Genomic DNA, 13,529 nt, shown 5'->3' with positions numbered 1-13,529 from the left:
CTGGTCAAGGTGCGCCCGGAGCAAAGCCTTGCCAACTGGCAAAATTGTCAGGTTGATCAAGATGGCACCGCTCTAGGCCGGAGCCCACGGCGTAGCGTTAAGGCCAATTTGAATATGGTAATGGCAGCGAGCAGGCCCTAGACTCAGAGGGCTGTCTATTCCAACCACTTAGCTGGAAGCATGCCATGAACAACAATAACAGCCTGCTACGCCATATCCCGTGGCTGGCGCTGGCGGTCATAGGAGCCTGCGCGCTGGGTGTGGTCGCCCTGCGTCGCGGAGAGGCCATCAACGCCTTGTGGATCGTGGTCGCGGCAGTGGCCCTCTACCTGGTCGCCTACCGTTACTACAGCCTGTTCATCGCCACCAAGGTGATGCAGCTCGACCCCCGCCGGGCCACGCCCGCGGTACTCAACAACGATGGCCTGGACTACGTCCCGACCAACAAGCACATTCTCTTCGGCCATCACTTCGCCGCCATCGCCGGCGCCGGCCCGCTCGTCGGCCCGGTGCTCGCCGCGCAGATGGGCTACCTGCCCGGCACGCTGTGGCTGATCGCCGGCGTGGTGCTGGCCGGCGCGGTGCAGGACTTCATGGTCCTGTTCCTCTCCACCCGCCGCAACGGCCGCTCGCTGGGCGACATGGTCCGCGAGGAAATGGGCCGCATCCCCGGCACCATTGCCCTGTTCGGCTGCTTCCTGATCATGATCATCATCCTCGCGGTGCTGGCGCTGATCGTGGTCAAGGCCCTGGCCGAAAGCCCATGGGGCATGTTCACGGTGATGGCGACCATCCCGATCGCGATGTTCATGGGCATCTACATGCGCTACATCCGCCCGGGCCGCATCGGCGAGATTTCGGTCATTGGCGTGGTCCTGCTGCTGCTGTCGATCTGGCTGGGGGGCCAGATCGCCGCGGATCCGGTGTGGGGCCCGGCGTTCACCTTCACCGGCGTGCAGATCACCTGGATGTTGGTCGGCTACGGTTTCGTCGCCGCCGTGCTGCCGGTGTGGCTGGTGCTGGCGCCGCGTGACTACCTGTCGACCTTCCTCAAGATCGGCACCATCGTTGGCCTTGCCATCGGCATCCTGATCATCGCGCCAGAGCTGAAAATGCCGGCGCTGACCCAGTTCACCGACGGCACGGGCCCGGTGTGGAAGGGCACCCTGTTCCCGTTCCTGTTCATCACCATCGCCTGCGGCGCGGTGTCCGGCTTCCATGCGCTGATCTCCTCGGGGACCACGCCCAAGCTGCTGGACAACGAAACCAACGCCCGCTACATCGGCTATGGCGGCATGCTCATGGAGTCGTTCGTCGCCATCATGGCCATGGTCGCCGCCTCGGTGATCGAGCCGGGCGTGTACTTCGCCATGAACAGCCCGGCCGCGGTGGTCGGTGCCGACGTCGCCTCGGTGGCGCAGACCGTCAGCAGCTGGGGCTTCATGATCACCCCCGAGCAGCTTGAGGCCACCGCCCGTGATATCGGCGAGCACACCATCCTGGCCCGTGCCGGCGGTGCGCCGACCCTGGCGGTCGGTATCGCGCAGATCCTCCACCAGGTGTTGCCGGGCGAGAACACCATGGCGTTCTGGTACCACTTCGCAATTCTGTTCGAGGCACTGTTCATCCTCACCGCCGTGGACGCCGGTACCCGTGCCGGGCGCTTCATGCTGCAGGACCTGCTGGGCAGCTTCGTGCCGGCCCTGAAACGCACCGAGTCGTGGACCGCCAACCTGATCGGCACCGCCGGTTGCGTGGCGCTGTGGGGCTACCTGCTGTACCAGGGCGTGATCGACCCGCTGGGGGGCATCAACACCCTGTGGCCGCTGTTCGGCATCTCCAACCAGATGCTCGCCGGCATCGCCCTGATGCTTGGCACCGTGGTGCTGATCAAGATGAAGCGCCAGCGCTACGTCTGGGTCACCCTGCTGCCGGCCGTGTGGCTGCTGATCTGCACCACCACCGCGGGCCTGATCAAGCTGTTCGACCCGAACCCGGCGGTCGGCTTCCTGGCCCTGGCCAAGAAGTACAGCACCGCGCTGGACGCTGGCCAGGTGCTGGCCCCGGCCAAGGACATCGGCCAGATGCAGCACGTGATCTTCAACGCCTACACCAACGCCGGCTTGACCGTGCTGTTCCTGGTGGTGGTGTTCAGCGTGCTGTTCTTCGCTGTCAAGGTCGGCCTCGCCGCCCTGGGTCGCAAGGAGCGCAGCGACAAGGAAACCCCGTTCCAGGCCCTGCCTGACGCTTGAGAGGATCGCCGCGATGTTCAACGACCTGGGTCGACTGGGTAAGTACCTGGGGCAGGCTGCCCGCCTGATGGTCGGCATGCCCGACTACGACAACTATGTCGAGCACATGCAGAAGAAGCACCCGGACAAGCCGGTGATGAGCTACGAGGAGTTCTTCCGCGAGCGCCAGGAAGCGCGCTATGGTGGCAAGTCCGGGCCCAAGTGCTGTTGAACCCGCGACACGCGTGAACCAGTGGGAGCCCGGGCAACCGGGCTCCCACTTTCATTTTCAGCTGCAGGAGACAACCGCGTGCAAACGCCGATTCCCGTTACCGTGCTGACCGGCTTCCTTGGCGCCGGCAAGACCACATTGCTCAAGCACATGCTCAAGGCCGAGCATGGCCTGAAGCTCGCCGTGATCGAGAACGAATTCAGCGAGGCCGGCATCGACAGCCAGCTGCTGGGCGATGAACCGGTGCAGGTCATGACCCTGGCCAACGGCTGCGTGTGCTGCAGCATCCATGGCGACCTGACCCGGGCCCTTTACCTGCTGCTCGAACGGCTGGATGCCGGTGAAATCGCCTTCGATCGCCTGGTCATCGAATGCACCGGCCTTGCCGACCCGGCGCCGGTGGCGCAGACCTTCTTCATCGATGAAGAGTTGCGCGAGCGCTATATCCTCGACGGCATCATCACCCTGGTCGACACCGCCCACGCCGAGCTGCACCTGACCCAGGCCATCGCCCAGGCCCAGGTCGGCTTTGCCGACCGCCTGCTGCTGAGCAAGACCGACCTGGTCGAGCCGCAGGTAGTCGACGCCCTGCGCGAGCGCCTGGCGCGTATCAATGGCCGTGCGACGATCCGCGTGGTCGAGCACGGCCGCATCGACCTGGCCGAGCTGCTCGATGTGCGAGGGTTCAACCTCAACCCAGACCTGGGCATCAGCCTCAAGCCGGCCTTGCGCCCTGTGCTCAAGCCGACCACCCCGGACCGTATATCAACGTTGGTTTTGCGCACCGAGACACCATTGGACATCGATCGGCTCAGCGACTTCATGAACGCGTTGCTGGAGGAGCATGGCAAGCAGTTGTTGCGCTACAAGGGCGTGCTGAACATTGCTGGCGAGGATCGCCGCCTGGTGTTCCAAGGGGTGCTCAAGCTCTATGGCTTTGACTGGGACGCCGAGTGGAAGGACGGCGAAGCGCGGGAAAGCGTGATGGTGTTCATTGCCGATGAGTTACCGGAGGAGAAGATCCGGGCAGGGTTTGAGGCACTGAATTACGGGTGAGTCAGAAATGTCTGGCTTGTTGATGCCGCCTGATGGCGGCATCTTTTTGCCTCCAGTTTGTGCAAGGGGGACGATCGAATGAACCTTCACGTGGGGTCGAGTTTTGATGACTTTCTTTTGGAAGTTGGCTTGGATGAGGAGGTATCCGAAGCTGCGTCGAAGCGAGTGCTTATCTGGCAATTGCTGCAAACACTCAGAGTGTGCGCCTATCAAGCATCGATTGAGCGAGCAGGGGGGGGGATGGAAGATTTGCAGCGCCAGTGAGATCGAGCGCCGCCGGCGCGGCGCTTGATCTGGAGAGCGCTACAAGACAATCGCCCAGCATCGGACGCACAAAAAAGCCCGGCACATGGCCGGGCTTTTTCACATCAGGCGTCCGCCAATCAGTTGCCGTACACCGGCAGCTTCTTGCAGATGGCCTTGACCTTCTCACGCACGGCGTCGATCACCGCTTCGTTGTTCAGGTCGGCCAGGATGTCGCAGATCCAGCCGGCCAGTTCGCGGCACTCGGCTTCCTTGAAGCCACGGGTGGTGACGGCTGGGGTGCCGAAACGCAGGCCCGAGGTGACGAACGGCGAACGTGGGTCGTTCGGGACCGAGTTCTTGTTGACGGTGATGAAGGCCTTGCTCAGGGCGGCGTCGGCGTCCTTACCGGAGATATCCTGCTTGATCAGCGACAGCAGGAACAGGTGGTTCTGGGTGCCGCCGGAGACGACGTCGAAACCACGCTCGATGAACACTTCGGCCATGGCCTGGGCGTTCTTCACCACTTGCTGCTGGTAGGACTTGAACTCAGGCTGCAGCGCTTCTTTGAAGCAGATCGCCTTGGCGGCGATGATGTGCTCCAGCGGGCCGCCCTGGGCGCCTGGGAAGACCGCGGAGTTCAGCTTCTTCTCGATGTCGGCGTTGGTACGGGCCAGGATCAGGCCGCCACGCGGACCGCGCAGGGTCTTGTGGGTGGTGGTGGTGACCACGTCGGCGAACGGAACAGGGTTCGGGTACACGCCAGCGGCGACCAGGCCAGCGACGTGGGCCATGTCGACGAACAGGTAGGCACCGACCTTGTCGGCGATTTCACGGAAGCGTGGGAAGTCCAGGACCTGCGAGTAGGCGGAGAAACCGGCGACGATCATCTTCGGCTTGTGCTCCAGGGCCAGTGCTTCGACTTCGTCGTAGTCGATCAGGCCGTTGGCGTCGATGCCGTACTGGATGGCGTTGTACAGCTTGCCCGAGGAGGAAACGCTGGCGCCGTGGGTCAGGTGACCGCCGTGGGCCAGGCTCATGCCCAGGATGGTGTCACCGGCCGACAGCAGGGCCAGGTAGACGGCGGCGTTGGCCTGGGAGCCGGCGTGCGGCTGGACGTTGGCGTAGTCGGCACCGAACAGCTCCTTGGCGCGGTCGATGGCCAGTTGCTCGACGACGTCGACGTACTCGCAACCACCGTAGTAACGCTTGCCTGGGTAGCCTTCGGCGTACTTGTTGGTCAGAACCGAACCCTGGGCCTCCATGACCGCCGGGCTGGTGTAGTTTTCCGAAGCGATCAGCTCGATATGCGCTTCCTGGCGCAGGGCTTCTTGCTGCATGGCTTCGAAGAGTTCGGCGTCATACTTGGCAATGGTCAAATCACGGCTGAACATGGCGGTCCTCAAGGATCGGGCAGAATTGGGGGTGCATTCTAACCGATTGATTCACCGCTGGCATATGAAGTGGCATCAAGTCGCGGACCAATGGCCCTCATGTTGCAGCCCGCGCCGTTTCTGGGCTTGAGTTGACTTTTGGGTCCGGTTTTCAGGTGCCACGCCGTGCCCCTGTAGGAGCGGCCTTGTGCCGCGAAAGGGCTGTGTAGCAGACCCAGGATTTTGGCGTTGGCTCAAAGATCGCAGGGACCGCTTTGCGGTCCTTTCGCGGCACAAGGCCGCTCCTACAGGGGCCGTGTGGCGCCGTGGTCACTGGAACATGAACAACGTCTCGTTGCTGAACTGCGCCTCGAACTGGTTGGCCGGCATCGGTCGGCCAAACAGGTAGCCCTGCACCTCGTCGCAGCCGTGTTCGCGCAGGAACTCAAGCTGCTCGTGGGTCTCCACGCCCTCGGCGATCACCGCCAGATTGAGGCTATGAGCCATGGCGATGATCGCCCGGGCGATCTGCGCGTCCTGCTCGCCCTCGGGCAGGCCGTCGACGAAGGTGCGGTCGATCTTCAGCACGTCGATGGGGAACTGCTTGAGGTAGTTGAGCGACGAGTAGCCGGTACCGAAGTCGTCGACCGCGATGCTCAGGCCGAGGTTCTTCAGGCTGTCGAGGATCTGCATGGCCTCGTTGACCTCGCGCATCAGGATGCTCTCGGTCAGCTCCAGCTCCAGGCAAGCCGGGGGCAGCCCGGTTTCCTCGAGGATGGTGGCGATGCGCGTGCCCAACTGGCCGTCGGAGAACTGCCGGGCGGAAATGTTCACCGACACCTTCGGCACCCGCACCTTCTCCTTGTGCCAGGCCTTGAGCTGGCGGCACGCCTCGCGCAGCACCCAGTCGCCGACGTCGACCACCAGGCCCAGTTCCTCGATCACCGGGATGAAGTCGCCCGGCGGCACCAGGCCGCGGGTCGGGTGGCGCCAGCGCAGCAGCGCCTCGGCGCCGGTCAGGCGCTTGCCGTCGCCGCTGAACTGCGGCTGGTAGTAGAGAATGAACTCGTTCTGCTCCAGGGCATGGCGCAGGTCGCTTTCCAGCTCCAGGCGCTCCAGGGCGCTGGCGTTCATGTCCGTCTGGTAGAACTGGAAGTTGTTCTTGCCGCGCTCCTTGGCGTGGTACATCGCCGTGTCGGCGTTTTTCATCAGCTGGCTGAGTTCGCTGCCGTCCTGCGGGCTCAGGGCGATACCGATACTGGCGGTGACGAAGAACTCGCGGTTTTCCAGGACGAACGGCGTGACCAGCCCGTCGAGGATGTTCTCGGCGACATGGATGGCCCGGTTGAGCGCCTGCTCGCGGCTGGCCTTGGGCTGCAGCAGCAGGGTGAATTCGTCGCCGCCCATGCGCGCCACGGTGTCGTCGTCGTCGACGCAGGCCAGCAGGCGCTCGGCCATGTCCTTGAGCATGCGGTCACCCGCGGCATGGCCGAGGGAGTCGTTGATCGGCTTGAAGCGGTCGAGGTCGAGGAACATCAGCACCACCCAGGCCTTGTGCCGTTCGGCCTGCTGCAGGGCGGTGTACAGGCGGTCCTGGAACAGCGTGCGGTTGGGCAGGTGAGTCAGGGCGTCATAGTAGGCCAGGCGGTGGATGCGCTGTTCGCTGGCCTTGCGCTCGCTGATGTCGGTGAAGAAGCACACGTAGCTGGCCAGGTCGCCCTCGTCGTCGAGCACCGCAGTGATGCCCACCCACGCCGGGTAGTGCTCGCCGTTGCGGCGCTTGAGCCAGACCTCGCCTTCCCAGGTGCCGCGCTGGCTCAGTTGCTTGAGCACATAGCCCAGCTGGGCGCTCTGCTGCTGTTCGACGGTGAGCATGCCGGGCAGCTGGTCGAGCACTTCGGCCACGGCATAGCCGCTGACCCGGCTGAAGGCCTCGTTGGCCTGGACGATATAGCCGGCCGGATCGGTGATGAGGATCGCCGAGGTGGAGTGTTCGAACACCGTCGCGGCCATGCGCAGGTCTTTCTCGGCCCGACGCTGCTGGCTGATGTCGCGGCCCACGCCGAGCACGCCCTCGAAGCGCTCGTGTTCGTCCCATACCAGCACCAGGCGCAGCTCGATGGGGATCTTGCGGCCGTCGGCGCGCAGGCAGTCGAACAGGAACAGCTGGGTGGGCAGGGTGCTGCGCAACTGGGCCAACTGCTCGCTGTCGCCCAGCACCTTGCTGACCCGCTCCAACAGGTTGTAGACGCCGCTGAGCTGGGCGGGGTTGGCGACGATCGACTGCCAGCCGTTGGCGAAGATCCAGTCGGCCTGATAGCCCAGCACCGCCTGCACCGACGGGCTGACGTAGTTGAGCTGCAGTTGGCTGTCGGTGGAGAAGATCACGTCGCTGATGCTTTCGGCGAGCATGCGGTAGCGCTGCTCGCTGTCGCGCAGGGACTCGCTGGCCTCGATCTGCACGGTAACGTCCTTGCCCACGCCGATGATGCGGGTGACCAGGCCCTCGCTGTCGCGGGTCAGCACCTGTTCGCGGATGTCGTAGCAGCGCCAGCCACCGTCACGGTGACGGAAGCGCAGCTGGCAGTGCAGCGACTCGCCGTAGCTGGTGTCGCGCTGCTGCTGGCGCAGGGCGCGGTAGTGCTCGGCGTCGCCGGGGTGCAGGAGCATTTCCCAGAAGCGGTCGCCCATCTGCGCCAGCTCCACGCGGTCGTAGCCCAGGGTCTGGCCGAGGTGGCGGTTGCTGAAGATCATCCGCTGGCTGTTGACGTCCTGCACGTAGAGCTGGTCGGGCACGGTGCGCACCACGTCCGACCAGAAGCCTTCGCGTTCGAGCAGCGACAGCTCCACCTGCTTGCGGCTGGTGATGTCGCTGATGCTCAGGATCACTGCCTGGTAGTCGCGGCGCTGCTGGGGCAGGCGGACCATCAGCCACAGGTGCAGCTCACCGCCCAGCGGGGCGGGCAGGCGCACTTCCAGTTCAAGCTGCTGGCGTTCTTCGATCAGCGCGTCGATCAGTTGCATGCCGACACTGTCGCGGCTGTCGCCGCTGCCCTCGATCAGGCGCTGCCAGGCGCCTTCGTGGCAGTCGACGTTGAGCAGCTGGCGCGCCACCTGGTTGATCTCGGTGATCTTCAGTTCCGCCAGCAGCGTGCGGCGCAGCCTGGTGTCCAGCGCCAGGCTTTGCTTGAGCGCGGCGCGGTTGCGTAGGTGGTAACGGTCGAGCTGGCCGGGCAGGCTGGACAGGTCGAGCACGCACAGGGCCACGCCGGTGCCCTCGAAGATTTCCTGGTAGCGTCGGCGATCTTCCTGCAGGGCGCGCTGGCGGCGGCGCATGTTGATCAGCGCCAGCACCGGCAGCAGGGCGCAGAACAGCACCAGCACGCACTTGCCGATCAGCGCCGGCAGCAGTTTGTCGCGGGCAAGGCCGGCGTCGAACAGGCCACGCAGTTGCCAGGTGCTGTTGTCGATGAACGCGAGCATCACGCTCTGCAACGGCTCGTCGCTGGTCTGGCGGTGGCCGTGGTGCTGGATGATCTCGCCGCTACGGCTGTTTTCCAGCAGCCACAGGGGGTGGGTGGGGCCGTCCAGGTGGCGGGTCAGCTCCTGGTAGTAGTCCGGGCTCAGGCGTAGCAGCCAGTAGCCGCGGTCCTGCTCGGTCGGCTGGCGCAGCAGCAGGTACACCCGCTGGTTGTCGGCGCCGTTGCCATAGAAGAAGCCGCGGCCCTGGTTCAGTTGCAGGAGGTCGTCAATCAACTGACGGTCCGGCGTGCCGTCGAGGCTGTCGCTGCGCACCTGCCCGGTGGCGTCCAGCCAGGCCAGATCGCGCAAGGCGGGCAGGCGGGCCTGCAAGGTGGTGAGCAGGCTCGGCAGGGCGGCAGGCGCCGGTGGTTTGACGTAAGGTTGGACCAGGTTCAGCGACTGCTGGGCCTTGAGCGCCATGTTCAGGCTCAGGTGGTCGGCCAGTTCGGCGCTGGTCGCCAGGCTATGCTGGCGCAGGTCGGCCTGGGTATGGCGGAACTGGGCGAACAGTTGCCACAACAGCAAGCCCAGCAAAACCAGGGCGAGCAGGGCCAGCGCCCCCTTGAGCGAGCCACGCAGGTGTGTGCCGGCCGAGGTATCGGCAGGCCGCAGGGATGACGGTTGCGTGAGATTGGTCAAGCGTTGGGTCCTGCGATTTGGCTGGCGATGGCAGGGGTTGCGTCCTCGCAGCATGCACGGCGCGTGCCGTGGTCGCTGGGCGCACTATAAGGCGCACGCGAGAAGCCGACTAGCATGCCCGCAAACATGGCAAAGTGCCAGTCTGCTTGTCGGCGACCCGCCCGGCAGCCGGTCATGTCGGTTCGGCAAGCCCCAGCAACCTGTGCGAGAATGCCGCCCGCTTCATAGTCAACGCAACGGAGATGTACGGTTTTGGTTACCCACTATTCCACCAATGGCCTCGATTCCGCCTGTGGGCGCAGCAGTCAGACCCTGGTCAGCACTGCCGTGACCGAGGACGTATCCTGCAAGACCTGCCAGCGTTCGCTGGCCAAGCCGGACACGGCTGCCGCCAGTGCCAACAAGACGCCGTCGCTGGCCGAACTGCGCAAGCAGGCCAAGCCCGCGGTCGAGGCCGTCGCCCCGGCGCCTGCCAAGCCTGCTGCCGCGCCCGCCAAGGTCGCGAGCAAGCCCGCCGCCAAGGCTGCTGAAAAACCTGCCCGCAGCGGCGGCTTCAGCGTCAAGGCCGCCTGGGCCGCGCGCCTGACCGAGCAATCGGACCGTTGCCGCCTGCCGCGTGGCAAGGTCAAGCAAGCGCACGTCTGAGCCTGCGTCACCTCGATCGCGGGTCAAGCCCGCTCCCACGCAACAACGCCGTAGCGTGGGAGCGGGCTTGACCCGCGATAGCCGCCGAACGGCGCCGCCATCTACCCATCTGTGCAACGCCGCGAGTTGGCGTAGAATGGCCCACTTTGTTCAACGACACCCCGTAATCACATCCCCCTGGCCCATGCCGGGGCGCGTGTCTTTACCTATCTGATAGAGGGCTTGGTTTTGGCTCAATACGTCTACACCATGCATCGGCTGAGCAAGGTCGTGCCGCCGAAGCGGGAAATTCTCAAGAACATTTCCCTGTCGTTCTTCCCAGGCGCCAAGATCGGCGTGCTGGGCCTGAACGGCGCGGGTAAATCGACCCTGCTGCGGATCATGGCGGGCGTCGACAAGGAATTCGACGGCGAAGCCCGTCCGATGCCCGACATCAACGTCGGCTACCTGCCCCAGGAGCCGCAGCTGGACCCGACCAAGACCGTGCGTGAAGTGGTCGAGGAAGCGGTCAGTGTGATCAAGGACGCCCAGGCCCGCCTGGACGAGGTCTACGCCGCCTACGCCGACCCGGACGCCGACTTCGACAAACTGGCCGCCGAGCAGGCCAAGCTCGAGGCCATCCTGCAGGCCGCCGACGGCCACAACCTGGAGCGCCAGCTGGACGTCGCCGCCGACGCCCTGCGCCTGCCGGCCTGGGACGCCAAGATCGAGCACCTGTCCGGTGGCGAGAAGCGCCGCGTGGCCCTGTGCCGCCTGCTGCTGTCGGCTCCCGACATGCTGCTGCTGGACGAGCCGACCAACCACCTGGACGCCGACTCGGTGGCCTGGCTTGAGCGTTTCCTCCACGACTTCCCCGGCACCGTGGTGGCGATCACCCACGACCGTTACTTCCTCGACAACGTCGCCGGCTGGATCCTCGAACTGGACCGCGGCGCCGGCATCCCGTACGAAGGCAACTACTCGGGCTGGCTGGAGGCCAAGTCGGAGCGTCTGGCTCAAGAATCCAAGCAGCAGAGCGCCCACGAGAAGGCCATGAAAGAGGAACTGGAGTGGGTGCGCAAAGGCGCGAAAGCCCGCCAGTCCAAGTCCAAGGCCCGTTTGCAGCGCTTCGAAGAGATGCAGTCGCAGGAATTCCAGAAACGCAGCGAGACCAACGAGATCTACATCCCGGCCGGTCCGCGGCTGGGCGACAAGGTCATCGAGTTCAAGAACGTCACCAAGGGCTACGGCGATCGCGTGCTGATCGACAACCTGTCGTTCGCCATGCCCAAGGGCGCCATCGTCGGCGTGATCGGTGGTAACGGTGCCGGTAAGTCGACCCTGTTCCGCATGCTGATGGGCAAGGAGCAACCGGATTCGGGCAGCATCGAGATCGGCGAAACCGTGCAACTGGCCTGCGTCGACCAGAGCCGCGAGGACCTGGACGGCAGCAAGACCGTGTTCCAGCAGATCTCCGACGGTTCCGACCAGATCCGCATCGGCAGCTACGAGATCCCGTCGCGCACCTACGTCGGCCGCTTCAACTTCAAGGGCGGCGATCAGCAGAAGTTCGTCAAGGACCTCTCCGGTGGTGAGCGTGGCCGTCTGCACCTGGCCCTGACCCTGAAGGAGGGCGGCAACGTCCTGCTGCTCGACGAACCGTCCAACGACCTCGACGTCGAAACCCTGCGTTCTCTGGAAGAAGCCCTGCTGGACTTCCCGGGCGCCGCCATTGTGATTTCCCACGACCGTTGGTTCCTGGACCGTGTGGCCACTCACATCCTGGCGTACGAGGACGACTCGAGCGTGGTGTTCTTCGAGGGCAACTACACCGAGTACGAAGCCGACCGCAAGAAGCGCCTGGGCGACGCCGCTGCTCAGCCGCACCGTGTGCGTCACAAGAAACTGGCTCAGTAAGCCGGATTTAACCGCACCGTAATGGGGCCCTTCGGGGCCCCATTTTTGTGCCTGTTTTTCGGCCCGTTCGCCGCCAAGCCGGCTCCTACAGGTGCCATATTTGTAGGAGCCGGCTTGCCGGCGAAGCAGGCGACGCGATTTCTAACTTGTATACACTTATAGAAATTGCACCAAATAATTTCATAAAAACGACATTTCGCCCTGTTCCAGTGCGATTGGTTCTTGGTACATTCGGGAAAAAACCAAAAACTATCCCTCTTGGTGAGATGTCTACCATGATCGAATCCGTCGACGATTTCCTGGCCCGCCTGCAACAGCGCGACCCGGCCCAGCCCGAATTCCACCAGGCCGTGGAAGAAGTGCTACGCAGCCTGTGGCCGTTCCTCGAACAAAACCCTCACTACCTCAAGGCCGGCATCCTCGAACGTATGGTCGAGCCCGAGCGCGCCGTGCTGTTCCGCGTGTCGTGGGTCGATGACCAGGGCAAGGTCCAGGTCAACCGTGGCTACCGCATCCAGATGAGCAGCGCCATCGGCCCGTACAAGGGCGGTCTGCGTTTCCACCCGTCGGTGAACCTGGGCGTGCTCAAGTTCCTGGCCTTCGAGCAGGTGTTCAAGAACTCGCTGACCTCGCTGCCCATGGGCGGCGGCAAGGGTGGTTCGGACTTCGATCCGAAGGGCAAGAGCGACGCCGAAGTGATGCGCTTCTGCCAGGCGTTCATGAGCGAGCTGTACCGCCATATCGGTGCCGACCTCGACGTGCCGGCCGGTGATATCGGCGTCGGCGCCCGCGAGATCGGCTTCCTGTTCGGCCAGTACAAGCGCCTTGCCAACCAGTTCACCTCGGTGCTGACCGGCAAGGGTATGACCTACGGCGGCAGCCTGATCCGCCCGGAGGCCACCGGCTACGGTTGCGTGTACTTCGCCGAAGAGATGCTCAAGCGCCAGGACAAGCGGATCGATGGTCGCCGCGTGGCAATCTCTGGCTCCGGCAACGTCGCCCAGTACGCTGCGCGCAAGGTCATGGACCTGGGCGGCAAGGTGATCTCGCTGTCCGACTCCGAAGGTACCCTGTTCTGCGAAGCCGGCCTGAACGACGCGCAATGGGATGCGCTGATGGAGCTGAAGAACGTCAAGCGCGGTCGCCTCAGCGAGCTGGCCGGGCCGTTCGGCCTGGAGTTCCGCAAGGGCCAGACGCCGTGGTCCCTGCCGTGCGACATCGCCCTGCCGTGCGCCACCCAGAACGAACTGAACGCCGAGGACGCCCGTACCCTGCTGCGCAACGGCTGCATCTGCGTGGCCGAGGGTGCCAACATGCCGACCACCCTGGAGGCTGTGGATATCTTCATCGAGGCCGGCATCCTCTATGCGCCGGGCAAGGCTTCCAACGCCGGCGGCGTGGCCGTGTCGGGTCTGGAGATGTCGCAGAACGCCATGCGCCTGCTGTGGACCGCGGGCGAGGTGGACAGCAAGCTGCACCACATCATGCAGTCGATCCACCATGCTTGCGTGCATTACGGGGAAGAGGCTGATGGCAGCATCAATTACGTCAAGGGCGCGAATATTGCCGGATTCGTGAAAGTTGCCGATGCCATGCTGGCGCAGGGCGTGGTCTGATCCTGGATCGCAGGGGCCGCTCTGCGGCCCTTTCGCGGCACAAGGCCGCTCCTACAGAAAAGCGCAATTCCCTGTA

8 protein-coding genes and 1 pseudogene are annotated in these 13,529 nt (G+C 64.4%); 7 read left to right on the top strand and 2 right to left on the bottom strand.

Translation table 11 applies throughout. From position 1 onward, the window contains the following. Window positions 1-185 precede the first annotated feature (185 nt). The 4 genes from V0R62_RS20805 to V0R62_RS20790 all read left to right on the top strand — a co-directional run bounded on the left by V0R62_RS20805 (window position 186) and on the right by V0R62_RS20790 (window position 3,783). On the top strand, window positions 186-2,252 hold the full coding sequence (locus V0R62_RS20805; protein ID WP_330105028.1) for a carbon starvation CstA family protein: 2,067 nt from the start codon (window positions 186-188) through the stop codon (window positions 2,250-2,252). Between the two features lie 13 nt (window positions 2,253-2,265). After that, window positions 2,266-2,463, top strand: coding sequence for a YbdD/YjiX family protein (locus V0R62_RS20800; protein ID WP_186712971.1), 198 nt, complete (start codon window positions 2,266-2,268; stop codon window positions 2,461-2,463). A 78-nt stretch (window positions 2,464-2,541) separates the two neighbouring features. Beyond that, window positions 2,542-3,519, top strand: a complete 978-nt coding sequence (gene yjiA / locus V0R62_RS20795; RefSeq protein WP_330105027.1) for a GTPase — start codon at window positions 2,542-2,544, stop codon at window positions 3,517-3,519. 78 nt (window positions 3,520-3,597) lie between these two features. Next, window positions 3,598-3,783, top strand: coding sequence for a hypothetical protein (locus V0R62_RS20790; RefSeq protein WP_330105026.1), 186 nt, complete (start codon window positions 3,598-3,600; stop codon window positions 3,781-3,783). Between the two features lie 119 nt (window positions 3,784-3,902). On the opposite strand, the gene glyA is transcribed toward V0R62_RS20790, so the two are convergent. Both glyA and V0R62_RS20780 read right to left on the bottom strand, forming a co-directional pair. Beyond that, a complete protein-coding gene (glyA, locus tag V0R62_RS20785) occupies window positions 3,903-5,156 on the bottom strand; it encodes a serine hydroxymethyltransferase (RefSeq protein WP_330105025.1) in 1,254 nt (417 codons plus the stop codon). A 309-nt stretch (window positions 5,157-5,465) separates the two neighbouring features. Continuing rightward, a pseudogene (locus tag V0R62_RS20780) lies at window positions 5,466-8,450 on the bottom strand (EAL domain-containing protein); the annotation flags it as partial. Between the two features lie 1,098 nt (window positions 8,451-9,548). Here V0R62_RS20780 and V0R62_RS20775 point away from each other — a divergent pair. From V0R62_RS20775 to gdhA, 3 genes are all read left to right on the top strand, one after another. Next, window positions 9,549-9,941, top strand: coding sequence for a hypothetical protein (locus V0R62_RS20775; protein WP_330105023.1), 393 nt, complete (start codon window positions 9,549-9,551; stop codon window positions 9,939-9,941). A gap of 228 nt (window positions 9,942-10,169) precedes the next feature. Then, window positions 10,170-11,837 carry an energy-dependent translational throttle protein EttA gene (gene ettA, locus V0R62_RS20770; RefSeq protein WP_028691353.1) on the top strand — a complete coding sequence of 556 codons (1,668 nt, stop codon included), beginning with the start codon at window positions 10,170-10,172 and terminating at the stop codon, window positions 11,835-11,837. Between the two features lie 275 nt (window positions 11,838-12,112). Beyond that, window positions 12,113-13,453: an NADP-specific glutamate dehydrogenase gene (gene gdhA / locus V0R62_RS20765; RefSeq protein ID WP_186734198.1), complete on the top strand. Its 1,341-nt coding sequence runs from the start codon at window positions 12,113-12,115 to the stop codon at window positions 13,451-13,453. Window positions 13,454-13,529 lie beyond the last annotated feature (76 nt).

The organism is Pseudomonas carassii, from assembly GCF_036324045.1.
Classification (GTDB): Bacteria; Pseudomonadota; Gammaproteobacteria; order Pseudomonadales; family Pseudomonadaceae; genus Aquipseudomonas; species Aquipseudomonas peradeniyensis.
The sequence above is the reverse complement of the archived record's forward strand: the minus strand, read 5'-3'. Positions and strand labels throughout refer to the sequence as shown.

Excerpts from the sequence above, each read along its gene's own strand:
- V0R62_RS20800 (WP_186712971.1), top strand. The coding sequence starts at position 2,266 with ATGTTCAACGACCTGGGTCGACTGGGTAAGTACCTGGGGCAGGCTGCC.
- V0R62_RS20805 (WP_330105028.1), top strand. The coding sequence starts at position 186 with ATGAACAACAATAACAGCCTGCTACGCCATATCCCGTGGCTGGCGCTG.
- V0R62_RS20790 (WP_330105026.1), top strand. The coding sequence starts at position 3,598 with ATGAACCTTCACGTGGGGTCGAGTTTTGATGACTTTCTTTTGGAAGTT.
- gdhA (WP_186734198.1), top strand. The coding sequence starts at position 12,113 with ATGATCGAATCCGTCGACGATTTCCTGGCCCGCCTGCAACAGCGCGAC.
- glyA (WP_330105025.1), bottom strand. The coding sequence starts at position 5,156 with ATGTTCAGCCGTGATTTGACCATTGCCAAGTATGACGCCGAACTCTTC.